The sequence below is a fragment of the Polaribacter sp. BAL334 genome (genome assembly GCF_015767435.1).
Taxonomy (GTDB): Bacteria; Bacteroidota; Bacteroidia; order Flavobacteriales; family Flavobacteriaceae; genus Polaribacter.
In genome coordinates, this window is the sequence record NZ_JADWOV010000319.1 from 149,584 (window position 1) to 174,988 (window position 25,405).

Annotated in this window: 21 protein-coding genes; 10 read left to right on the plus strand and 11 right to left on the minus strand. The window is 32.1% G+C overall.

All coding sequences use genetic code 11. The features are described from left to right. The first annotated feature begins 4 nt into the window (after positions 1-4). The 5 genes from IU405_RS13750 (at position 5) to IU405_RS13770 (ending at position 6,837) form a co-directional block, all read left to right on the plus strand. Entirely contained in the window at positions 5-1,288 is a 1,284-nt protein-coding gene (locus IU405_RS13750; RefSeq protein WP_197439186.1) for a glycosyl hydrolase family 17, read from the plus strand. A gap of 49 nt (positions 1,289-1,337) precedes the next feature. Next, positions 1,338-2,801 (plus strand): glycoside hydrolase family 30 protein, encoded by a 1,464-nt coding sequence (locus tag IU405_RS13755; protein WP_231749748.1) that lies wholly within the window; start codon positions 1,338-1,340, stop codon positions 2,799-2,801. A 23-nt stretch (positions 2,802-2,824) separates the two neighbouring features. Further along, on the plus strand, positions 2,825-4,333 hold the full coding sequence (locus tag IU405_RS13760) for an MFS transporter (protein ID WP_197439188.1): 1,509 nt from the start codon (positions 2,825-2,827) through the stop codon (positions 4,331-4,333). Between the two features lie 24 nt (positions 4,334-4,357). Continuing rightward, positions 4,358-5,281: a glycosyl hydrolase family 17 protein gene (locus IU405_RS13765; protein ID WP_197439189.1), complete on the plus strand. Its 924-nt coding sequence runs from the start codon at positions 4,358-4,360 to the stop codon at positions 5,279-5,281. A gap of 248 nt (positions 5,282-5,529) precedes the next feature. After that, the gene (locus IU405_RS13770) at positions 5,530-6,837 is read left to right on the plus strand and encodes a T9SS type A sorting domain-containing protein (protein WP_197439190.1); all 1,308 of its coding nucleotides are present in this window, start codon (positions 5,530-5,532) and stop codon (positions 6,835-6,837) included. 67 nt (positions 6,838-6,904) lie between these two features. On the opposite strand, the gene IU405_RS13775 is transcribed toward IU405_RS13770, so the two are convergent. From IU405_RS13775 to IU405_RS13790, 4 genes are all read right to left on the minus strand, one after another. Next, complete coding sequence (locus tag IU405_RS13775; protein ID WP_197439191.1) at positions 6,905-7,606, minus strand: DUF4369 domain-containing protein; 702 nt, start codon at positions 7,604-7,606, stop codon at positions 6,905-6,907. Between the two features lie 42 nt (positions 7,607-7,648). Beyond that, complete coding sequence (locus IU405_RS13780) at positions 7,649-8,956, minus strand: DUF819 domain-containing protein (RefSeq protein ID WP_197439192.1); 1,308 nt, start codon at positions 8,954-8,956, stop codon at positions 7,649-7,651. After that, positions 8,953-9,537: a DUF2490 domain-containing protein gene (locus IU405_RS13785; RefSeq protein ID WP_197439193.1), complete on the minus strand. Its 585-nt coding sequence runs from the start codon at positions 9,535-9,537 to the stop codon at positions 8,953-8,955. The genes IU405_RS13780 and IU405_RS13785 overlap by 4 nt, the downstream gene beginning before the upstream one ends. A 100-nt stretch (positions 9,538-9,637) precedes the next feature. After that, entirely contained in the window at positions 9,638-12,769 is a 3,132-nt protein-coding gene (locus tag IU405_RS13790; RefSeq protein WP_197439194.1) for a WD40/YVTN/BNR-like repeat-containing protein, read from the minus strand. Positions 12,770-13,248: 479 nt separating this feature from the next. Here IU405_RS13790 and IU405_RS13795 point away from each other — a divergent pair, with 479 nt between their 5' ends. The 3 genes from IU405_RS13795 (at position 13,249) to IU405_RS13805 (ending at position 16,059) form a co-directional block, all read left to right on the plus strand. Continuing rightward, entirely contained in the window at positions 13,249-14,799 is a 1,551-nt protein-coding gene (locus IU405_RS13795; protein ID WP_197439195.1) for a helicase HerA-like domain-containing protein, read from the plus strand. A gap of 46 nt (positions 14,800-14,845) precedes the next feature. Further along, on the plus strand, positions 14,846-15,412 hold the full coding sequence (locus IU405_RS13800; protein ID WP_197439196.1) for a hypothetical protein: 567 nt from the start codon (positions 14,846-14,848) through the stop codon (positions 15,410-15,412). Positions 15,413-15,690: 278 nt separating this feature from the next. Then, entirely contained in the window at positions 15,691-16,059 is a 369-nt protein-coding gene (locus tag IU405_RS13805) for a cupin domain-containing protein (protein WP_197439197.1), read from the plus strand. Between the two features lie 17 nt (positions 16,060-16,076). Here the strand turns inward: IU405_RS13805 and folD are convergent, their stop codons facing one another. The 5 genes from folD to msrB form a co-directional block, all read right to left on the minus strand. Further along, the gene (gene folD, locus IU405_RS13810; RefSeq protein ID WP_197439198.1) at positions 16,077-16,952 is read right to left on the minus strand and encodes a bifunctional methylenetetrahydrofolate dehydrogenase/methenyltetrahydrofolate cyclohydrolase FolD; all 876 of its coding nucleotides are present in this window, start codon (positions 16,950-16,952) and stop codon (positions 16,077-16,079) included. Further along, the gene (locus IU405_RS13815; RefSeq protein WP_197439199.1) at positions 16,949-18,277 is read right to left on the minus strand and encodes a hypothetical protein; all 1,329 of its coding nucleotides are present in this window, start codon (positions 18,275-18,277) and stop codon (positions 16,949-16,951) included. The genes folD and IU405_RS13815 overlap by 4 nt, the downstream gene beginning before the upstream one ends. Positions 18,278-18,417: 140 nt before the next feature. Continuing rightward, positions 18,418-19,746: a signal recognition particle protein gene (ffh, locus tag IU405_RS13820; RefSeq protein ID WP_197439200.1), complete on the minus strand. Its 1,329-nt coding sequence runs from the start codon at positions 19,744-19,746 to the stop codon at positions 18,418-18,420. Positions 19,747-19,861: 115 nt separating this feature from the next. Further along, a complete protein-coding gene (locus IU405_RS13825; RefSeq protein WP_197439201.1) occupies positions 19,862-20,386 on the minus strand; it encodes a DinB family protein in 525 nt (174 codons plus the stop codon). Positions 20,387-20,426: 40 nt separating this feature from the next. Beyond that, the gene (gene msrB / locus IU405_RS13830; RefSeq protein ID WP_197439202.1) at positions 20,427-20,912 is read right to left on the minus strand and encodes a peptide-methionine (R)-S-oxide reductase MsrB; all 486 of its coding nucleotides are present in this window, start codon (positions 20,910-20,912) and stop codon (positions 20,427-20,429) included. A gap of 216 nt (positions 20,913-21,128) precedes the next feature. Here msrB and IU405_RS13835 point away from each other — a divergent pair, with 216 nt between their 5' ends. Both IU405_RS13835 and IU405_RS13840 read left to right on the plus strand, forming a co-directional pair. Beyond that, positions 21,129-21,950, plus strand: coding sequence for a M48 family metallopeptidase (locus IU405_RS13835; RefSeq protein ID WP_197439203.1), 822 nt, complete (start codon positions 21,129-21,131; stop codon positions 21,948-21,950). 80 nt (positions 21,951-22,030) lie between these two features. Continuing rightward, the gene (locus IU405_RS13840) at positions 22,031-23,326 is read left to right on the plus strand and encodes an MFS transporter (RefSeq protein ID WP_197439204.1); all 1,296 of its coding nucleotides are present in this window, start codon (positions 22,031-22,033) and stop codon (positions 23,324-23,326) included. 257 nt (positions 23,327-23,583) lie between these two features. On the opposite strand, the gene IU405_RS13845 is transcribed toward IU405_RS13840, so the two are convergent. Beyond that, complete coding sequence (locus IU405_RS13845) at positions 23,584-24,024, minus strand: hypothetical protein (protein ID WP_231749750.1); 441 nt, start codon at positions 24,022-24,024, stop codon at positions 23,584-23,586. Beyond that, entirely contained in the window at positions 24,024-25,367 is a 1,344-nt protein-coding gene (gene purB / locus IU405_RS13850; protein ID WP_197439205.1) for an adenylosuccinate lyase, read from the minus strand. Before purB ends, IU405_RS13845 begins: the two co-directional genes overlap by 1 nt. Positions 25,368-25,405: the final 38 nt, after the last annotated feature.

The window sequence follows — 25,405 nt, forward strand, 5'->3', positions numbered from 1 at the left end:
AATGATGAAAAATATAATTAATACTTTTTTACACCTATTGCTTGTTGTTCTTATTATTTCTTGCGCAAATAAAGAATCAAAACAAAAAACTATTTTGAGTACAAAAAAAGAACTAACAGCAGCAGATATTTTAGGAAATCCGAATTATCAAGCAATTTCATTTGGAGGATACAGAGAAAAAACGAGAGAAATTCAACCAACAATTGCTCAGTTAAAAGAAGATATGAAACTATTGCACGCTATGGGAATTCGAATAATTAGGACCTATAATGTGCAACCAAAATTACCTCATGCATCCAATGTTTTAGAGGCAATTCATCAGTTAAAACAAGAAGATCCCACTTTTGAAATGTATGTAATGTTGGGCGCTTGGATTGATTGTTTGAATGCTTGGACAGATCAAGAACCAAATCACGATATTGAAAGTCCACAAAACGAAGGTGAAATTGCAAGAGCAGCAGCTTTAGCAAATAAATATCCTGATATTGTAAAAGTAATTGCTGTAGGCAATGAAGCCATGATTCGCTGGGCAACAAGCTATTATGTGCAACCTAGTGTGATTTTGAAATGGGTAAAATACCTTCAGAATCTGAAAAAAGAAGGAAAACTTCCTAAAGATTTATGGATAACAAGTTCTGATGATTTTGCCTCTTGGGGTGGAGGTGAAGAAAGTTATCGTGTAAAAGATTTAGAAGATTTAATAAAAGCAGTAGATTATGTTTCCATGCACACGTATGCATATCACAATTCACATTACAATCCAGAATTTTGGAAAATTCCTGAAAGTGAACAAAATTTAACAGACCTTGAAAAAGTGAATTCAGCCATGAAAAGAGCTTTAGATTTTGCAAAAATGCAATACAAAAATGTTTCTGATTATGTAAAAAGTATTGATTCTACCAAAACAATTCATATTGGAGAAACAGGTTGGGCATCCATTTCTGATGGACATTATGGCATAAATGGTTCTAGAGCAACAGACGAATACAAGCAAGGATTGTATTACAAACACCTCAGAAAATGGACAACAAAAGAAAAAATTTCTTGTTTTTATTTTGAAGCATTTGACGAACAATGGAAAGATGCAGGAAACAAAAACGGTTCTGAAAATCATTTTGGATTGATCAATTTGAAAGGAGAAGCCAAATTTCCTCTTTGGGATTTGGTAGATAAAGGAACTTTTAAGGGATTAAAACGCGATGGAAAAACCATTACTAAAACCTTTAACGGAGATAAAAAAGCGTTATTAAAAACAGTATTTCCTCCAAACACAGAGTATCCAAGATAAGTAACAAATGAAGGTAACAAAATACATACTATATATAGGAATATCATTTATGATAGCAAGTTGCGAAATCAAACAAGACGTATTGATTGTAGATGTTTATGAAACCTCTGCAAGTGGAAATAATTTAAAAAAGTTAACTGATTTTTCCATTGAAGGAAATCAAGATAGTTTGGTAAAAATCAATCTTTTTCCATCAAAAAAACGTCAAAAAATTACTGGTTTTGGAGGTTCTTTTACGGAAGCTTCAGCGTATTTATTGAACAACATCAGTAAAAAAAATAGAGATTCCATCATAGAAGCTTATTTTGGAGAAAGTGGCGCAAAATATTCATTGACAAGAACGCACATGAACTCTTGCGATTTTTCTTTAGGTCACTATTCTTATGCGCCAATTGCAGGAGATAAAAATCTAGAAAATTTTACTATTGATGAAGATAAAAATGATTTGATTCCTATGATTTTGGATGCTAAAAAAGTGTCAAAAGACGGATTTAAAATTTTAGCTTCACCTTGGACAGCTCCACCTTGGATGAAAGATAACAATTGGTGGACAGCAGGAAAATTATTGCCAGAATATTATGATACTTGGGCATTATTTTTCTCAAAATATGTAAAAGCCTATAAACAAGAAGGTATTGATATTTGGGGCTTTACCGTTGAAAATGAACCACTTGGAAATGATGGTAACTGGGAAAGTATGCATTATACACCTGATGAAATGACCAATTTTGTTCAACATCATTTAGGACCAAAACTAAAAGGAGATTATCCTGAAGTGAAAATTTTAGGATATGATCAAAACCGTGAACACCTAAAAGAATGGGTAGATTCACAATTCAAAAATGAAGAAACATCAAAATATTTCGATGGAACAGCCATTCATTGGTATGCAAGTACGTTTCATTATTTTCCTGAAGAATTACAATATGCTCATCAAAAAGCGCCAAATAAATATCTAATTCAGTCAGAAGCTTGTGTAGATGCAGAAATTCCAAAATGGAAAGACGATGCTTGGTATTGGAAAAAAGAAGCCACAGATTGGGGTTGGGATTGGGCACCAGAAAAGGACAAACACATGCATCCAAAATATGCTCCAGTTCATAGATATGCCAGAGATATTATTGGTTGTTTAAATAATTGGGTTGATGGTTGGATTGATTGGAACATGGTTTTGAACACACAAGGAGGCCCCAATTGGTTTAAAAATTGGTGTGTAGCACCTGTAATAGTTGATACTGAAAAAGATGAGATTTATTTTACTCCTTTGTATTATACACTGTCTCATTTCAGTAAATTTATCAGACCAGAAGCTACCGTTTTTGAAGTGGAAAATTCTGATAAAGAAATAATGGTTACTGCAGCAGAAAATCCTGATGGAACAATTGCAGTAGTTGTTTTTAATGAAACAAATCAATCAAAAAATATTCAATTATCACTTGGTAACCAAAATATTACTATTAAATTGAATGGACAATCAATTCAAACAATTGTAATTCAGACACAGGAAAATTAATACTCACTAACTAAAATAGAAATATGAAAAATTATGTAACTCCAGTCAGAGATAGAGTTCCTTTAGGACAAAAAGCAGCATTTGGTGCAGGACATTTAGTATTGAATTTATTACCTGGCGCTTTAGGTGTTTTTATGTTCTTTTTATTGACAGCTTTTGGTATGGATCCTTTTTTGGCAGGTTTATTAGGAGGTTTGCCTAGAATTTTTGATGCCTTAACTGATCCAATTATGGGTTTTATTTCCGATAATACCAATTCTAAATGGGGTAGAAGGAGACCATATATTTTTGTGGGTGCTATTTTAAGTGGAATTTTATTTGCAGTTTTATGGCAAATGGACCCAAATGATTCTCAAAATTATAATTTCTGGTATTTCTTAATCATGTCTATGGTTTTCTTAATAGGAAATACCATGTTCGCAACTCCTTTAGTTGGGTTGGGATATGAAATGACTTCTGATTACAATGAACGAACTCGTTTAATGGCATTTTCACAAACAATAGGGCAAATTGCTTGGATGATTGTACCATGGTTTTGGATTATCATTAGTGATCCAAACATGTTACCTATTTCAGCTGAAGATGTTAGTAGAATTGCCTCATTAGGGCTTTCTGAAGTTGATTCAGCAAAAGTTACTCTAGAAGCAGTTCAAGCAAATGGAGTTCGTAAATTATCAATTATTGTCGGAATTGCTTGTTTGATTTTAGGTGTTTTACCTGCATTTTTCTGTAAAGGAATAGATTCTGCAAATATGGAAAATAGAAAGAAAATTACTTTTAGCACATTAGGCTCTAACTTGATGGATCTTTTCAAAGGAATTGCTCAAGTTTCAAAAAATAAACCATTTTTAAAACTATGTGGCGCTACATTCTTAGTATTCAATGGTTTTCAAATGGTAGCTTCTTTTAGTTTTTTTATTATTGTTTTTTATATGTTCGAAGGAAGTTATGCTGATGCAGGCAATTGGCCAGCTTGGTTTTCAACAGTAACTGCAATTGTAACCGCTTTTGGTGTGATTCCTATTGTAACTTTGCTAGCCAATAAATTTGGAAAACGTCAAGCATTCATTATCTCAACAGCTTTATCAATAGTAGGTTATATTTTAAAATGGTGGGCTTTTGACAAAGACAATCCTTATTTACTTTTTATGCCAATTCCATTTATGGCTTTTGGTTTGGGCGGGTTGTTTACTTTGATGATGAGTATGACTGCAGATGTGTGTGATTTAGACGAATTGGAAAATGGAATGCCACGTAAAGAAGGAACTTTTGGAGCTATTTATTGGTGGATGGTAAAATTAGGACAAGCTTTGGCATTGGTTTTAGGTGGTGCAGTGTTAAAATTTGTTGGTTTTGATGGTGCAGCAGTTCAGCAAACTGCAGAAACCATGACCAGTTTACGATTGGCAGATGTTATCATTCCTTCCGTAACTGCAGGAATTGCAATTTTAATAATGTGGAGTTATAGCTTAAGTGAAAGTAGAGCTAAGAAAATAAAAGAACAATTAATAGAACGTAGAGGAGAATTATAAAAAAAATTAAAAATCAATTAAAGTATGTCATATAGAGAAGAACATTATTTTAAACCTGGTCATGCTAATTATATTAGTCAATCAGGACAACAAGGAGTAGATTTTTCTAACTATTCCAGTGAAGATTTGATAAGTCTTTGGAGAGAAACCTTGCAAAAAGGAATGCATGGAATTTGTTTCAGTATGTATGAAGATGGTCAGGAACCTGGAGATACTATTACTGAAAAACAAGTTGAACGAAGAATCAAAATTTTAAAACCGTATGCAAAATGGATTCGTTCTTTTTCATGTATTGAAGGAAATGAGAATATTCCAAGAATTGCAAAAAAGCACGGAATGAAAAATTTAGTAGGTGCTTGGTTGGGTGATGACATGGAAAAAAACGAGCAAGAAATCGAAGGGTTAATTCAATTGGCAAAAGAAGGCTGTGTTGATATTGCTGCTGTAGGAAATGAAGTATTATACAGAAAAGACCTTACAGAACAACAACTTTTAGATTATATTCTTCGTGTAAAAGAAGCTTTAAAAGGAATGAATATTCCAGTAGGTTATGTTGATGCCTATTATGAATTCTCTCATAGACCTTCAATTACGGAAGTTTGTGATGTTATTTTATCAAACTGCTATCCTTATTGGGAAGGTTGTAATATTGATTATTCTTTGAATCATATGCAACAAATGTTCAGTCAAGCAGCTCATGCAGGTCAAGGAAAAAAAGTAATTATCACTGAAACTGGTTGGCCAAGTCAAGGAAGTAGTTTGGGTGGAGCACATTCAACTGCAGAGAATGCAATGAGATATTTTATCAATGCTCAAGCATGGTCAGCAAAAGACAATGTAGAGATGTTTTACTTCTCTTCATTTGATGAATCATGGAAAGTTGGTGCAGAAGGTGATGTTGGAGCTTATTGGGGATTATGGGACAAAAACGAAAATTTAAAATTTTAACAAAATAACGTAATCAATTTGTATGGGTTTCTTATCAAAATGAAACACTACTCTAATTTTTTCATCAAAAGACTATTCATGTAAAAATATCATAATGACTAGGTTTTAATGGAAATTTTTTAAAATTAAATACATGTGAAACATGTTTTTTGATGTTGTAGTGTTCATGTAGTGGTAAATAATTCGTATTTAAGAGATTATAGTTGTACTATTGAACAATTATTATTAATACTTAACACTTTTTTATTATGAAAAAAATTACATTATTATTTGCCTTATTGATTTCTTCAATTGGGTTTTCACAACAAGTAGTTGTTGAAGATTTTGAGGGTTCACCTGCAATTGCAGGATTTGAAGGACTTGGAAGTGCAACAATTGTAGATGATCCTGCTTCTGGAGGTACAAGAGGAAAAACTTTCCAACTAATAACAAGTTCAACTGGAAATGGTTGGCAAGGAGCTGAAGTTGTATTAGCTTCTGGGACTGTCTTAGAATTAACAACAGATAAAACAATAAAAGTAGATATTTATTCTACTACAGCATTCGCTGTAATGGCAAAGCTTGAAGGATCAGGACCAGCTGCTGCAAATACTCAAAGTCACGGTGGTAGTGGTTGGGAAACGATTACGTTTACATTTACCACAGGATCTGATGGAACAGCAACTGCTAATGGAGAATATTCGAAAGTAGTATTTTTTCCAAATAGAAAAGCAGACGATTCAGGATGGAATTCACCTGTTGTAACTGTAACTATGTATGCTGATAATATCACAGGTGTTAAAAAGACTACTGCACCACCATCAGACCCAGAACCTACTGATGCTCCACAAACACCACCTACTTTTGCTGCTCAAAATGTAATGTCACTTTATAGTGAAGCTTATACTCCTTCGGCAACAATATCTAACGTTCCTTGGGATGATTCTGTTTTTGAAGAAGTAACTATTGCTGGAAACAAAGTTTTAAAAATTACAGGAGGTAATTTTATTGGAATGGATTTAGATGTTTTTCTTGATGCAACTGCTATGACTCACTTACACATGGATTATTGGATTTCAACTGACCATACACCTGGTACAGTTTTAAATCCTAAATTATCAAATCATGGAGGAGATAAAACCAAAGAAACTAGTGCTATCGATATTACAAACATTATAGAAAGTCAAGATGAGGTTAAAAAATGGCAATCAAAAGATTTCCCTTTAAATGCTGGAGCTAGAGAATCAATTAAACAATTTTTAATTACAGACGCAGCAAAAGTAGGAGTTTATTATTTAGATAACGTTTATATGTATGTTGCAGGAACTGCAGGAGTTGAAGACAACTTATTCAACGTTTCTATTTATCCAAACCCAGCTTCAAACAGATTGAATATTTCTGCAGCGAATACTATTCAAAATGCTGAAATCTACAATGTGTTAGGTAAAAAAGTAATGAATGTTACTATCAACAAAACAAGTGAGTCGATTGATATTTCAAACTTGGCTTCTGGTGTGTATATGATTAAATACAACATCGAAAATAATGTTGGAACTGCAAAGTTTATCAAACAATAATTTTCAAATAATTTCATAAAAAAACCGAGCAATTTGCTCGGTTTTTTGTTTTGTAAAAATACAAGAATTATTCTTGTTCGCTCTTTTTAATTTGATTCAAATAGTTTTGTAAACTTTTTCCATACACTGATTTTTTTACTTTTGGTGTTAAAGATTTATTTACAGTATCTAACATTTGTAATGTTGCATCATACATTTCTGTAATTGCAATGTAAGGAGCAGCTTCAAAATCGGCATTGTTGATAGCAAAATTCGTAGTGTATAAAACACGTCTTCTTACCATTCGTTTATAATCATCTTCCACTTTTTGAATCAATTCTTCATTGTTTGATTTTTTTGCTTCAAAATCTATTTTAATAAAATCCAATCTCTCTGATTGAAATTGTTTATTGATAACATTAAATTTATCCATCACTTCCTGATTTTTTGAACCTGAAATTACTGGATTGATTCCAAATTTTTCAACATGATCTTTGATGGTAATGACACCTTCTTCCCCAAAAAACAAAATTCGTTTGTTAGTGGTGTTTCCGTCAAAAGTTAAATAATACATTACTGGAGAATCTACTTGATCTGATAATCGAAAAGTATCAGTTCCCAAAAGTTTTACAGAATCAACAGAAACTAAAGCTGTATCTTTCATCTTTTGTAAATACAAAGTTCCTTTTTTCAATCCTTTAATTTGTCCCTCTACAATCATGTTTCCTTCCTTTTTAGAACATGCGAATATGGTGAATGAGGCAATAAAAATTGTGATAATTTTTTTCATTTTTAATTTAAAATTTAAGTCTGCAAATATGCTGATTTTTATTTAAAGAGAAGAAGCTAATTCCATTAAAATAGTACTAACAATTGCGCCAATAGTTCCAATGGCATAGCCAAAAACAGCCAATAAAACTCCTACAGTTGCCAATGATGGATGAAATGCTTGCGCAACAATAGGAGCAGAGGCTGCTCCACCTACATTTGCTTGACTTCCAACTGCCAGAAAGAAATAAGGTGCTTTGATGATTTTTGCAACAATAATCATCAGAATTGCATGAATTGTCATCCAAACCAATCCAATTATAATCAATCCTGGATTTTCTAATGCTTGATTCAAATCCATTTTCATACCAATTGTGGCAACTAAAATGTATATAAAAACGCTTCCTAATTTGCTTGCTCCTGCACCTTCATAATTTCTAGCTTTTGTAAAAGACAACAAAATAGCAACTATGGTTGCAATGCTAATCAACCAAAAAAAGCTAGAATCTAAAAATGAAAACGTATTTCTGATGATGGGTGATGAAATTGACGAAACCAAATCACCAAAAAATGAACTTAAATATACAGAGGTAAAATGCCCAAAACCTACAGTTCCAAAAGCGATTGCCAACATAATAATTAAATCGGATAAACTTGGATTTCTTTTTACTTTATCTGTAAAAAGCGTAACTTTTTGTTTTAAATCTTCTATGGCAGAAGTATCTGCTTTTAACCATTTATCAATGGCATCTTTTTTTCCAATTCCAATCAATAAAATGGCCATCCAAATATTGGCTACCACAATATCAACAATCACCATTCCTCCATATTTTGAGGGATTATATTGATAAATTTCTAGCATCGCAGTTTGATTTGCACCACCACCAATCCAACTTCCTGCCAATGTGGAAAGTCCTCTCCAAACTGCATCAAAATTGGCTCCTCCAACAGTTTCAGGAGAAAAAATAGAAATGAGTAAAATAGCAATTGGGCCTCCAATAATAATTCCAACAGTTCCTGTAAAAAACATGATCAATGCTTTTGAACCCAGATTGAAAATCGCTTTTAAATCGATACTCAACGTCATCAAAACCAAGGCTGCAGGCAATAAATATTGATTTGAAACAAAATACAATTGTGATTTATTTTTGATGATTTCACCCGCTACATTTTTAGTTTCCCATTCTGGAGAAATCAATCCAAAAGTGGTAAAAAGTGCAGGGACAAAATAAGCCATAAACAATCCTGGAACTATTTTGTAAAATTTTGACCAAAAACCCTTTTTGATATTTTCGGTATAAAAAACGAATCCTAATGAAATCATTAAAATTCCAAAAACGATAGCGTCGTTTGTAAGAAAGGGTATATTCATAATGATGATTTTTTTAAGTGATGGGTTGTTATGATAATGCCCAATTGAAGTCTGTGTAATTCAGAGTTGCTAAATTTTGTGTAAAAATAGCCAATTCTAAATTTTAAATCGTTGTTAATATTTCTAATAATTCCACTACCAATTCTATTTTGATCAAATATTTTATCAGTAAAATTTACAAAAAGCTCATTAAAAGCATATATTTTTAAATTAGTTGAAAGCGGATATTCTAAAAATAAACCATATCTTATTGTATGATTTATTTTAGAATCAAAATTTTGTCTTTTAAATCTTTGTGCTAAACGTATACGATGATTTATATCCATTTTATTCCACATATTTTTTAAATTAAAATCTTGATAAAATCGAAATTCATAAAGATTTGGAAAAGTTGATTTATAAGACGTATCTGTTTCAGAATATACAAAACCAGCTGTGATATTTATATTTTTTCGAAAAGTATAATTTAGTCCAATTCTATAAATTTCCTGCTGAAATTCAGTTGCCAACTCAAAATACCGAAAATGAACATTAGTTAATAGTTTAAAATTTTCACTTAATAAATGATTAGCATCAAACATATACCAAGTTCCTAGCTGATTTTCTGGATTATTTTGTGCTTGAGTTTTTAATACACAAAAACTCAAGCATAAAATAACACCTATTATAATATGTTTTACTTTAGTCTGCAGTGTAAATTGTTATTTCTTTAAAAGGTGAAATTATAATTCCATCAGTAGCTTTTTTATAGTCTATCCAATACGAATTATAAAATGTATTTGTCTCTGAAATAGCTTCTTTAAAAGCCTCTAAAAACTGATTTACCAATTGCTTTTCAGTGTCTGTTTGATTTCCAAAACGAGAACGAATATAACTAAATGCCGTTCCAAAACGCTGACTAACAGTAACTTCAGGATTTCTTGTAATCCCTTGTCTTTCATCAACTTTGCCTAAATAAATGGCAATGATATCATCTATTTTTTTGATAATTTCAGTAGATGATTTGATTTCAGCATCGTATTTCTTTTTGTCATCTTTAGACAATTGTTCTTTGATAGTTGTTGCCGTATTTTTACTTTCAACCAACTGTTTTACAATGGCTGCCATTTTTTCCTGATGATTTTCCATAGCTTTACTAGCCTCATATTTTTGATTGATGGCTTCTTGTGTAATTTGCAATCTTGGGTCAAATTCAACTTTGATGTTTTGTTCGGATACAGCATCACCAAAAGTCATTTTTAGTTTGTAAACCCCAGGTTTCACATCTACTCCTGATGTTTCTCTTGTGGAATTTCTAATCGTTCTTGAGGCTCTTTCCACTCCTTTTTCATCCAAATTCCAAATAGTTTTATGAATACCATTTTCTTCAGGAGTTTTGAATTTTAAGGTTCTTATCAAACGTTCTCCATCAAAAATTTCCAATTTGATAGAATCTGTTTTTTCCTCTTTTGATTTATTTAGATAATAGGAAATAATGGCTCCTCCTTTTCTGTTTTCTCCTTGATACATGGCATCTGCACCAAATCTGCTTCCAGTAGGTTGCTGATAAGCAGCATGATAGGCTGTTGGAGGTGCAAATAAAGCTAATTTCTCTTTCAATACACTTCCTTTCGCAAGTGCTCTAAAAGGTCTGATATCATCTAAAACCCAAGCTGCTCTTCCAAAAGTCCCAATAATCAAATCATGTTCTCTAGGATGAATTACCAAATCATTTACAGGTACTGTTGGAAATCCTTCTGTCCATTTTGTCCATTTTTTTCCAGCATCAATAGAAATGTACAAACCATCATCCGTTCCTAAAAAAAGTAAATTTTCATTTTCTAAATCTTCAATTATACTCAAAGTAAAACTCGCTACATCATTTTCATCCACAATTCTCTCCCAAGTTTTTCCATAATTTTTGGTTCTGTAAGCATAGGGTTTGTAGTTATCTCGTCTGTAATCGTTGGCAACTAACAAAGCTTCTCCTTTATTTTTGTTGGATGCTTTTATTTGAGTAATCCAACTATTTTCTGGCAAATCTTTGATATTTTTTGAAACATTTGTCCAAGTTTTTCCTCCATCTTTCGTGATTTGAACTTGACCATCATCTGTGGCAACCCACAAAACATCTTTTTCTAAAATGGTTGGTTCAATCACTAAAATGGTACAATGATTTTCAGCACCAGTGGCATCCATGGTTAATCCACCACTTTCTCCTTGTTTCAATTTTTCAGGATTGTTGGTTGTTAAATCTGGAGAAATCACAGACCAAGTCAACCCTTTATCCGTTGATTTATGCACAAATTGACTTCCAAAATAAAGCGTATTGTTATCAAAAGGATCAATGTTTATGGCAGCATTCCAATTGAAACGTAATTGAATTGATGCATCAGAATGCGTAGGTTTTACAGAATAATTATTTCCTGTTAGATAATCAAAACGAACTACACTTCCTTGCTGACTCATAGACCATCCATAGCGTGAATCGTCTTTGTCAGAAATGACATCAAAACCATCACCAAAACTAATTTCTTGCCAATAAGAATTTCGAATTCCTTGATCTTTCCAAACATAAGCAGGTCCTCTCCAAGAACCATTATCTTGCATTCCTCCATAAACATTGTAAGGAAATTCGTTGTCAACATTGATATGATAAAATTGTGCCACAGGAATATTTCCAATAAAACGCCAAGATTTTCCTCCATCTCTAGTGATATTTAAACCACCATCATTTCCATCAATCATGAATTTTCCGTTTTTTGGATGAATCCACCACGCATGATGATCTGGATGAACACCATTGTCAACGCCATAAGCAGGCATCAATTCTTTGAAATTTTTTCCACCATCTTCTGAAACATTTACATAGGTAAATACTGAATAAACCCTGTTTTCATTTTGTGGATCTACATAAATTTCTGAATAATAAAAAGGACGATTTCCAATATCTGCTTTGTCATTTATTTTTTTCCAAGAAAAACCTCCATCTTCACTTTTATAAAGAGCATTTTTTTTCGCCTCAACCAAAGCATACACGATATCATGATTTGAACGTGCAATAGCTACTCCAATTCTGCCTAATTCTCCCTCAGGAAAACCTTCTTTTTTAGTGATTTTTTTCCAATTTTCTCCTCCATCATGAGTGATATACAAACCACTTCCTTCTCCACCAGATTTAAAAAACCACGGATCACGTTTGTGTTCCCACATGGCTGCAATCAATTTATTTGGATTTGTAGGATCCATGATCAAATCTGCAATGCCTGATTTTTTATTGGTAAACAAGATTTGTTTCCACGTTTTTCCACCATCTAAGGTTTTATAAACTCCACGTTCTTGATGTTCTCCCCAAGGCGAACCAATGGCGCCTACATACACAACATCAGGATTTGCTGGGTCTATAACCACTCTGTGAATGTGCCTTGTTTTTTCTAATCCCATCAATTTCCAGGTTTTTCCAGCATCTAAAGATTTATAAATTCCAAAACCACCATTCAAACTATTTCTTGGATTTCCTTCACCTGTTCCAGCCCAAACCACACTCGGATTTGATTGTTGAATTGCAATTGCACCAATAGAAGCAGTCAATTCTTTGTCAAAAATGGGTTCCCATTTGATGCCTCCAGAAGTTGATTTCCAAATTCCGCCAGAAGCAGTTCCAGCATATATAATATCGGGATTTGATTCAACAGCATCAATGGCTGTCACTCTTCCTGACATTCCTCCAGGCCCAATATTTCTTGGTTTCATGTTTTTCACCAAATCCATTGAAAATTCCTGAGAAAAAGTTACAGAAGTAACTAAAAAGAGAAAAATGAATATTTTTTTCATTGTTGTTTGATTTGTTTGTTTGAATTAAGGCAACAAGATACAAAAATGAAAATGTTTGGGTAATTTTTTTTTCTGTATTGATTTTAGATGACACTGATTTCAGGAACAAATAAATTTAAATAACCTATTGGGTGTAATTTTAAAATTAATTTGCCACGAATTCACAGATTTTTATACCCATTGGATCCTATAAATTTGAATTTTCATCAAAGATGAAAACAATTATTGTGATGAAATCTTTGAAATTTGTGAATTCGTGGCAAAAAAATCTATTTTTTTATCCAATGAAATATTTACACCCAACAGGGTTTTAAATAATAATAAAACATCATTTTTTTATAATCATAGATTTGTGCAATTCGTGAAACCTTGCCTGCGGCAGGCAGGTTAGTGTATAAAAAAATAGATGTTTGAATGATTTTCAAAATTTTGTTTTCATTCCTCTAAACTTTGATTATTTTTATCAAAATTTATTGATCATGAGCCAAAAAGACACATTCTTTGAATACATCAATAGTGGTTATGCAACTAAAGGGGATTTTATAAATTTAGGAGCAGCCATGTTGGGTGAGGAAACCATTACAAATGCGTTTGTAAAAGTTCCTTTAAAAACCTTGAATAGACATGGTTTAATTGCTGGTGCAACAGGAACTGGAAAAACAAAAACACTGCAAGTTTTGGCGGAAAATCTATCAGAAAAAGGAATTCCGGTGTTGTTAATGGACGTTAAAGGAGATTTATCTGGTTTGGCTCAACCAAATGCGGGTCACCCAAAAATTGATGCACGTCATCAAATGATTGGTTTTCCCTTTGAAGCAAAGAAATTTCCTGTTGAAATATTGACAATTTCTCAACAAAATGGCACCAGAATTCGTGCAACAATCTCCGAATTTGGCCCTGTTTTATTATCCCGAATTTTAGATTTATCTGAAGCTCAAGAAGGCATTATGGCAATTATTTTTAAGTATTGTGACGATCATAAATTGCCATTATTGGATTTGAAAGATTTCAAAAAAGTGCTACAATACATCACCAATGAAGGAAAAGGTGAAATTGAAGCTGAATATGGACGAATTTCTACGTCAAGTACAGGTTCAATTTTGAGAAAAGTGATTGAAATTGAACATCAAGGAGGTGACTTGTTTTTTGGAGAAAAATCTTTTGAAGTGGAAGATTTAACCAGAATTGATGAAAATGGCAAAGGAATTATTTCGGTGTTAAGATTGACAGATATTCAAGACAAGCCCAAGTTATTTTCAACATTTATGATGCAATTATTGGCAGAAGTGTATCAAACATTTCCTGAACAAGGAGATAGTGACAGACCCGAATTGATTATTTTTATCGATGAAGCTCATTTGGTTTTTGAAGAAGCCACAAAAGCATTGTTAAATCAAATAGAAAGTGTGGTGAAATTGATACGTTCCAAAGGAATTGGATTGTATTTTGTAACTCAAAATCCGAATGATGTTCCCGAAGATATTTTGGCGCAATTGGGTTTAAAAATCCAACATTCATTGAGAGCTTTTACCGCAAAAGATAGAAAAGCGATCAAATTAGCCGCTGAAAATTATCCGAATTCTGAATATTATGATACCAGTGAAGTCTTAACCCAATTAGGAATTGGAGAGGCATTTGTATCTGTTTTAAACGAAAAAGGAATTCCAACACCATTAGCAAGAACGATGTTGCGCGCGCCAATGAGCAGAATGGATGTATTGACAGACAGTGAGTTACAAGAAGTAATTCAAAATTCTAGAATTTATCACAAATACAATCAAGAAATTGATAGAGAAAGTGCGTACGAGTTGCTCAACAATAAAATAGAAAGTAGTAATTTAGCAGCCGAAAAATTAAAAAGAGAAGAGGAAATTCAAAAAGAGCGCGAAAAATTTGAAAAAGAAAGAACAACACAAACTCGCAGAACAACAAGCAGAAGAAGTACAGCACAAGATCCAATCGTAAAAGTCTTGACAAGTGCCACTTTTATGAGAGCTGTTTTTGGAGTTTTAACTAAATTAATGAAATAACAAATTGAATAATTAAACGTTTTAAAAGGGATTTAAAAAACAAAAAATGATAAAAAAAAATAGTTTAGCCGCATTTGCATTGATAGTTTTTATGAGTTTTATCAGTTGTAGTGACAAAGATAAATTCGTTGTAGAAAAAGGAAAAGTAGGTAAAATTACCAAAGAAACTACTGTAAAAGAATTGAAAGAAATCTTTAAAAAAGATTCGATTAGTTCTAAATTAAGTGGAAAAGTTACTGAAGAGGATGATTATTTTCAAGAAGAAGATGAATATTATATCTACGAAAAAGGAGGAACTCTTTTACTAACAATTACTCCAAAAGAGCAACAAGATTCGCTATCAACCATTAAAAGTATTGAAATTCACGACAAGCGTTTTGCTACAAAAAATGGTATCAATTTAGAATCCACTTTTTCAGAAGTAAATACCAATTATGCTTTGAGAGTAGAATCAACCTTGCTTTCTGTAACGTTATTTTTAGACGAATTGAACGCTACAATGACTGTTGATAAAGAGGAATTAGGGTTAAAAGATTTTACAATTCAACAAGTATCTTTGGAGCAAATTCCTGATTTGGCAAAAATAAAATCATTTGTGATTTGGTTTGATTAGGGCGAATTTTGTAAAAACAAAACCGCGCTTTCCATGGTTTTTTTTATGTTGTAATCTACATATAAAACTTTTTAAATAGTCAAATCAATTAAAGTTTATTCTATTTTACCACATAGAAACATAGAAAAAAGAGTTTTATAGACAAATTCTTTGTTACACATAGCTTTGTTATTCTAAAATAAAGCGAAGCGACTTTCAAAATGAAACCAAAGCTATGTGTCTATGTGGCTTAAAAATAAAAATTGAATTTTATTCCAATCGCTTTCGCACATTTCGTTATGAAAAAAAAATACACGATTCAAAAATCACCTTTTGTAGTTCCTACTACTGATGGAAAACTAATTGAAGAACATTTTGGGTTGGCTTCTGATAAAAATCAGGCAATAAGTATTGCACACATGATAGCACCACCTCATTGGAAAGAACCTTTTCAAACGCCAGCATTTGATGAATATACGTATATCATCAGAGGAAAAAAGCAATTTATTATTGAGGACGAAAGGGTTGTTTTAGAATCAGGACAGTCCATTAAAATTGAAAAAAATACCCGCGTTCAATATTCAAATCCTTTTGAAGAACCTTGCGAATATTTGGCGATTTGCACACCCGCTTTTTCTATGGATTTGGTGAATAGGGAAGAGGAGTAAATAATTAGATAATTTTTTTACTCATTCCTTTGACAAGCCAACAACGTATTTTTCAATAACATAGCAATGGTCATTGGTCCAACTCCACCTGGAACTGGCGTGATAAAATCACATTTTTGAGAAACTTCATCAAATGCAACATCACCTACCAAACGAAAACCATTTTGTTTGCTGGAATCTGCCAAACGTGTAATGCCAACGTCAATTACAGTTACATTTTCTTTAATCATGTCTGCTTTTAAAAACTCAGGAATGCCAATGGCAGCAACAATAATATCCGCTTGAAGCGTGATTTCTTTTAAATTTTTAGTTCTGCTATGACAAATGGTTACAGTAGCATCGCCTACTTTTCTTTTTTGAGATAGTAAAATACTCATTGGACTTCCTACAATGTGACTTCTTCCTAAAACAACAACATGTTTTCCAGAAGTTTGCACATTATATCGCTCTAATAATTCTAGTATTCCAAAGGGAGTTGCAGAAATAAAGGTAGGTAAATTCAATGCCATTTTTCCAACATTCATAGGATGAAAACCATCCACATCTTTGTTTGGATTGACTGCCATCAAGACTTTCTGTTCGTCAATATGTTTAGGTAATGGCAATTGCACTATGAATCCGTCAATATCTTTATCGATATTTAAAATCGCAATTTCATTTAATAAATCTTCTTCAGAGGTTTCTTCGGGCAAACGAATCAAAGTTGATTCAAAACCCACACGTTCACAAGCCTTCACTTTTGCATTCACATACGTAATACTTGCACCATCATTTCCCACAATAATTGCAGCTAAATGAGGTGTTTTGTGTCCAATTTCTTTTAAATAGTTAACTTCTAAAGCAATTTCTTCTTTGATGTCAGCAGCAGTTTTTTTTCCGTCTAATAAAATCATCTTTCTTTTAAAATGTATATTTTTATATTGATGTTAAAATTATTGAATTCTTTTAAAATAGTATAGCTGTTCTCTAAACTTTTTAGCTCTTCTTCTGATAAATTATACACATTAGAGTAGAAAACATATTTTTCTACTCCTGTAAATTTTAAAAATGATCTTTGGTCTTCGCTGAAATCAATCAAATCCAAAGTAGTGTAGTTAGGAAAAAAACTAGCTACATTTTCTATGTCAATTTTAGTTGTATTCAAATAGTCAATAGCTTCTAATCGCAATGAATGATAAGGTACATGCCCCAAGGTAGCCCTAAAAGCAGTTGAGATTGGTTTGGGATATATCCAAAGATTGCCAGTGAATAAACCCAAAAAAAGTATAGAAAACACTATTTTTTTGTGTTTATAAAAATGAATAATCAGTAAAAATGCGAATAGATTTAAACAGATATAAGAAGTTATAAAATATCGAATGCCCACAGTATTTGTTACTATTAATATGGTGGATATAATAAATAGTACTGATGAGAAAGCCAACATTAAAAGCAACTTATTTTTTGTATTCGCTATTATTTTTTTTCCATAAATAATAAAACTGATGATGATCAATAGGATGATAAAAACACGCCCAAAATCCAAATATCTCCAAATTAACACCACACTATTTCTAACAAAATAGTTGAAATCTGCAAAATGCCATAAACTTTTCCAAGGAGAATTTGTGTGTGTTTGCAACCAACCTTTATGCATGAGCCTCCATCCAACATAAATAAAAGCAGGTAAACTTGCTATAACATAAAAAACAATAAATTTGAGTGTGATGATTTTTTTTAGGGTTTCTTTTTGTGAAAATTTACGGTATAAAACTTCAAATAAACAAATACCTGCAAAAAGCATCATACTTCTAAAAGAAACAATACTTAAAAAAAATAAACCGATGAACTGTAATTTTTTATGATTAAATAACAGCGAGTTTACAGCTAAAAAAAAGAAGAAAAGTGTAATAATTTCTATGGAAACTAAAGCCAAGCAAGTAGCTAAAGTGGGATCTGCTAAAACTAAAAAAAAAGCAAAAAACTGTAATTTGGTTTCTTTTATAAAATAGGAAATAAATTTATGTAACTGAATAAAAAAACCAATGGTAAAAGGCATCATCGCAAGGTGACTAACCCATAATTCGTGTCCAAAAATATGCCAAAAGATAGCTAGTATTGTGGCTAAAAAAGGAGGATGACCTGGGTCGAAAGTAATTGGCATAGACCAATTCAATAGTGAGTTGTTGTATAAATGGTTTCCCATTTTAGACCCAAAAAGAATGTCGTCATCAAACATTCCAAAATTTTTGGACAATATAAAAATAAGTACACTAAGTAAAACAAAAAAAAGATTTTTGTGGAAACTAGTTTTAAAAATAAAGTGGATTATTTTTGACATTTTTAATTAAAAAAAGCTGCAAAATAGCAGCTTAAACTTTATTTCATTCCTTGCATCATTTGCATCATTTTTTTGCCACCTCCACCTTGCATCATTTTCATCATTTTGCTCATTTGTTCAAATTGTTTCATCAATTGATTTACTTCTTGAATGGTGGTTCCTGAACCTTTTGCAATTCTCTTTTTTCTATTGACATCAATTAACGAAGGAGTACTTCTTTCTGATGGAGTCATGGAATGGATAATGGCTTCAATTCCTTTGAAAGCATTGTCATCAATATCAATGTCTTTCATCGCTTTTCCAGCTCCTGGAATCATTCCAATCAAATCTTTCATGCTTCCCATTTTTTTGATTTGCTGAATTTGAGTTAAAAAATCATCAAAACCAAATTGATTTTTGGCAATTTTCTTTTGTAGTTTTCTAGCTTCTTCTTCATCATATTGGTCTTGAGCACGTTCTACCAACGAAATAACATCTCCCATTCCCAAAATACGATCAGCCATCCTATCTGGATAAAAAACGTCAATCGCATCCATTTTTTCGCCAGTACCAATAAATTTGATAGGCTTATCTACTACAGATTTGATTGACAACGCAGCTCCACCTCTGGTATCACCATCTAATTTGGTCAATACAACTCCGTCAAAATTCAGAATATCGTTGAATGCTTTTGCCGTATTTACAGCATCTTGTCCTGTCATAGAATCTACTACAAACAGGGTTTCTTGAGGTTTTACAGCTTTATGAATGTTCGAAATTTCGGTCATCATGGCTTCATCTACAGCCAAACGTCCAGCAGTATCAATGATGACTACATTTTTACCATTTGCTTTCGCGTATTTGATGGCATTTAAAGAAATTTCAACAGGATTTTTATTGTCAATTTCAGCATATACTTCCACGCCAACTTGTGCTCCAACCACTTGTAATTGGTTGATGGCAGCAGGTCTATACACATCACAACCTACTAAAAGTACTTGTTTTGTTTTTTTTGTTTTTAAGTAATTTGCCAGTTTTCCAGAAAAAGTAGTTTTTCCAGAACCTTGCAAACCAGACATCAAAATAACGGTTGGAGAGCCTCCTAAATTTACGCCAACAGTTTCACCACCCATCAACGCAGTCAATTCATCTTTGACCAATTTTACCATCAACTGCCCTGGATTCAGGGTTGTCAATACATTTTGACCAATAGCTTTGGTTTGAACGTTTTTCGTAAATTCTTTGGCAATTTTGAAATTAACATCCGCATCAAGCAAAGCTCTTCGAACTTCTTTGAGGGTTTCTGCTACGTTAATTTCGGTTATTTTTCCATGCCCTTTGAGCGTGTGTAAGGCTTTATCTAATTTATCACTTAAATTACTAAACATAGGTTACTTCCTTTTTTAAGAGCCACAAATATAACAATTCATGACGATTCAATTTGTGGAATGATTGATTTTTATTCAAGAAATTATTACTTGAAATCAACCAAAAATAGATTTTTTAATATAAATTTTTCAGAATTGTGGTGTGATGTTCTGTATGATATGCTGCCCACATAATCAATTCTCTGACAGTCATTTTTCCCATTAAAGGATGAGGAATGACAAGAGTATCCAAATTGACATCACTTATTTTACGAGTTTTGTACTGCAATTTTTTATGTTGGATTTGTAGTCTTGTCATTAGACGAGGTTTGTCTTTTAAAAGTGGACTTTTTAAATCTTTATTAAATTCAATGGATTTGTCTAAATTTTCGACTAATTTATCTTGATATTTTTTTACAACTTCTTCGTAACTCCTAGACGGTCTGTTGCTCAAACCAAATTTGTATTTCAAAAAAAATCTTGGATAACTCAAGGCATTGTTTAATAATTGTAAACTATTTACCAAATGCAAAATGTGTTGGCTTGTTGTCCATTTTCCTTCAGGACCAGTTTCCCAATTTTCAGCAGGTTGTTGATTGAGCCAATCAAACAATACTTGGTATTTTTCTTCAATTAAATCGGCAATTGCTAATTTGTCCATGACTCAAAATTGTTTATTAAGTTATTGAATATCAGTTTTTTTATTCTTTTTTGTCAGGAATAAATGTCAAGGCAACACCATTAATACAATGACGTTTTCCAGTGGTTTTTTGAGGGCCATCATCAAAAGAATGTCCTAAATGACTGCCACAAGTATTGCATTTGAGCTCAGTGCGTTCATAACCAATTTTATAATCCACATCTAGTTCTATATTTTTTGTAATTCCTCTATCAAAAGAAGGCCAACCTGAACCAGAATCGTATTTGTATTTGGATTCATACAAAGGCGTTTTACATGCCGCACAAACATATGTTCCTTTCTCTTTATTATTATTTAACGGACTTGAAAAAGCTCTTTCAGTGCCAGCTTCACGCAACACATAATATTCCATTGGCGATAAAATCTTTTTCCATTCTGCGTCTGATTTTTCGATTTTGTAGGTTTTTTTTTGTTCAGTATTTGTTTGCGCTTTGCTTTGACAACTCATCAAAAGACTGAATACCAATAACCCCATAAATTTATACATAAGTAATATATTTTTTTGTTTTTCTTATAATAGTCGTAAATATACTGATTTTTCGAATTTTAAATTACTATTTTGCGTTGATGAAGGTTTTAAATCGTATTTCAACTAAAACAATTCAGTTTTATTTTTTTTGAAAAGAAAGAATCTGTAATTTAGTTGTTGAATAAGCGTTTTCCTTTTGTAAAATCTTCATAATAATTTTAAAAATATATAAAAATGAAAAAACTAGTCCTTTTACTGTTTGTTGGATTTCTTTTAGTTGATTGTAGCACTGTGCCAATTACTGGTAGAAAACGTGTGAATTTTGTAAAAGATGCAGAGGTGCTTCCTACAAGTTTTGCACAGTACAAAGGTTTTTTAGAAAAAAATAAACTTTCAACAAATGCCGAAATGACCAATCAAGTAAAAGAAGTTGGTAAAAATGTTTCTGCAGCTGTAGATCGATTTATGAGAGCAAATGGAATGAAAGCTGAAGCAGATTCGTATAGATGGGAGTTTAATTTGGTTGAGGATAAAACCGTAAATGCTTGGTGTATGCCAGGAGGAAAAGTCGTTTTTTATACAGGAATTATGCCTATTTGCGCCAATGAAGATGGTGTTGCAGCTGTTATGGGTCATGAAGTGGCTCATGCTTTTGCAAAACATGGTCAAGAGCGAATGTCTTCAGCTCAAATTCAACAATTAGGTGGAGCTGCAGTTGCTATTGGAACTTCCAGTAAAGATCCAAAAGCTGCTCAAATTTGGAATTTAGCGTATGGTGTTGGCTCACAAGTGGGTATGTTGGCTTTTAGTAGAACACATGAAGATGAGGCTGATAAATTAGGATTGGTTTTTATGATTATGGCTGGTTACGATGGCAAAGAAGCTGCTGAGGTTTGGGTGAGAATGAGTAAATTATCAGGAGGAAAGCAAGGACCTGAGTTTTTAAGTACACATCCATCAAACGAGAGTAGAATTGAAAGCCTGAGAAATTACCTTCCAGAAGCAACAAAATTGGCAGAAAAATTCAATACACAAACTGCGAATTTAAAAAAATAACATATCATAAGATTTAGTATATTGTGAACCATTCAAAAGTTGATTTTTGAATGGTTTTTAATTTTAAATAAAATACTTTCATGTTACAAAAAGGAGATAAAAAATTAATCAATAGTTGGGCATTTTATGATTGGGCAAATTCTGTGTATTCTTTGGTGATTGCAACTGCGGTTTTTCCTTTATATTATAGTGCAATTACCAAAGATGAAATTGTAACTTTCCTTTGGATGGAATGGGAACATCCTGATACGTTGTATAGTTATGCACTTTCTTTTTCATTTTTAGTGGTTGCTTTTATGTCTCCAATTTTATCTGGAATTGCTGATTATACTGGAAGTAAGAAAAAATTCATGCGATTTTTCTGTGCTTTAGGAAGTATTTCAGTGATGAGTTTGTATTTTTTTGACAGCGTTGAAACAGTATGGGTTGGAATTGTTTTTACCATTTTTGCGAGTATTGGTTTTTGGGCAAGTTTGGTTTTTTACAATGCGTATTTACCCGAAATTGCGCATCCAGAACAGCAAGACAGTGCCAGTGCAAAAGGGTTTATTTTTGGATATATTGGTTCTGTTATTTTATTAATTATCAATTTAATATTGATTCAAATGCCAGAAACATTTGGATTAACTTCAGGAACAGCTTCAAGAATTTCTTTTGTGATGGTAGGTTTGTGGTGGTTGGGTTTTGCGCAAATCACATTTCGCAAATTGCCAAGCAACGTATTTCATAAAAAACCTGAAAAAGATTATATCTGGAAAGGGTTTAGGGAATTGAAAATCGTTGCCAAAGAAATGATGAAATCTCCAACGTTAAAACGTTTTTTAATTTCGTTTTTTTTATTAAGTGTTGGAGTTCAAACAATTATATTATTAGCGACTATTTTTGGTTCAACAGAATTGGGATTAAAAGCCATTGATTTGATCATAACAGTGTTATTAATTCAAATTGTAGCCATTGCTGGAGCTTATATTTTCTCCAAAATTTCTGAGAAAAAAGGAAATATTTTAGCGTTGAAAATCACTATTTTTATTTGGATGATTGTGTGTTTTTGTGCTTTTTTATTACACAAAGGATTGCCAAATGTGGCGATTTATTTCTATTCTTTAGGTGCTGTTTTGGGATTGGTTTTGGGCGCTATTCAATCATTAGCAAGGTCAACATATTCTAAATTATTGCCAGAAACTCAAGACCATGCAACGTATTTTAGTTTTTATGATGTTACTGAAAAAATCGCTATTGTTTTAGGAACTTTAGTGTATGGATTATTATTCGCAATTACAGATTCTATGCAATGGAGTGTATTGTGCTTGGCATTATTTTTCCTAGCTTCTTTTATTGTGTTGAGTACAATGAAAAAGACAAAATATGTTCAGTAGTTTAAAATTCAAAATTCCGAATTCAATATTTTGATTACTTCACTTATTAAATGGAACCTTTTGGCTGAAATTATTTTATTGGATAGTAAAATAGATTTTTTTGCCACGAATTCACCAATTTCAAGGATTTCATCACAATAATTGTTTTCATCTAAGATGAAAATTCGAATTTATTGGATTTGTAATTTTAAAAAAATCCGTGAATTCGTGGCCAATTCATTTTAAAATTCAACACCCAACAGGTTTAAATGGAGTATTTATTCAATTTTATAAACTGTTCCTTTTTGAGAAAACTTTGAAAATCCAATCCTTACCGTAAAATCATACTTATCATCATATATTTTATTGATTTGAACATACATAGGATCTTTTTGTAAATCGTTTTTTGGATGGATATATTTCAATGTATAGAAAAAATTATTTTTCCATTTGATGGATAACGTATCAACTGAATTTCCGTATTTACTGATTTGAATACTATCTTTTCTGATGATGGTTTCTTTTACAAAATTATCTCCAGCAGGAATTTCAAAAACCCCTTCTTTGAATCTGTCTGAATTATCGGCAAATTCAGATTTGCAAGAGACAAGATTTAGAAACAAGAAACAAGAAGCAAGAAACAAGAGATGACTATTATTTCTCTTGTTTTCTCTCTTTTCTTTTCTCTCTTTTCTGATATCCCTATAATCTATTTTCATCATATTCCTGTGTAATTTGAAGGTGTAATCGATTTTAATTCTCTCTTTATTTCTTCTGAAACATCCAAAGTATCAATAAAATCTGCCATCGTTTTTTGATTTATTTTTTCATTGGTTCTCGTTAAACCTTTCAACGCTTCATAAGGATTTGGATAGGCTTCACGTCTTAAAATCGTTTGAATTGCTTCAGCAACTACAGCCCAATTATTTTCCAAATCTTGCTCAAACTTCTCTTTATTCAGCAATAATTTATTCAGTCCTTTTAAAGTGGATGTAAAACCAATGATGGTATGCCCAAAAGGAACTCCCACATTTCTCAAAACAGTACTATCAGTCAAATCTCTTTGCAAACGAGAAATGGGTAATTTTGCGGATAAATGTTCAAAAATAGCATTGGCAATTCCTAAATTTCCTTCTGAATTTTCAAAATCAATCGGATTTACTTTGTGTGGCATTGCTGATGAACCCACTTCACCTGCTTTGATTTTTTGCTTGAAATAATCCATGGAAACATAGGTCCAAAAATCTCTATCCAAGTCAATAATAATGGTATTGATTCTTTTCAAAGCATCAAATAAGGATGCCATATGATCATAATGTTCAATTTGTGTGGTTGGAAAAGAATGATGCAATCCTAATTTATTTTCCACAAAATCAGTTCCAAAATCTTTCCAATTTATTGCAGGATAAGCCACTTTGTGTGCATTATAATTTCCTGTAGCACCTCCAAATTTTGAAGCATTTGGAATATTTTTTAGTTGCTGAAATTGCGCCTCTAAACGCACTACAAAAACCTCAATTTCCTTTCCTAATCTTGTTGGAGAAGCTGGCTGACCATGCGTTCTTGCCAACATAGAAATATCTTTCCACTCAGTAACAAGTGTTTTTAATTTTGTGATAAGTTCTTCAAAATTTGGAGTAAAAATAGCATGTAAAAACTCTTTTATCGACAAAGGAATTGCGGTGTTATTGATGTCTTGTGAAGTCAATCCAAAATGAATAAATTCCTTGTATTTTTGCAATTCTAATGCATCAAATTTTTCTTTGATAAAATACTCAGCAGCCTTTACATCGTGATTCGTAATCTTCTCAATATCTTTTATTTGCTGAGCATCATTTGAAGTAAAATCTTGATAAATTTTTCTTAAATGAGTGAAATTTGAGGCATCAAAATCAGCCAATTGTGGTAAAGGAATTTCACAAAGCGCAATGAAATATTCGATTTCTACGCGAACACGATATTTTATCAAAGCTTCTTCAGAAAAATAATTGGCAAGTTCAGCAATTTTACTTCGATAACGACCATCAATTGGCGAAATAGCATTTAGTGGAGTCAAGTTCATTGTTTCAAAAAATAAGATACAAAAATAGGCATTTCATA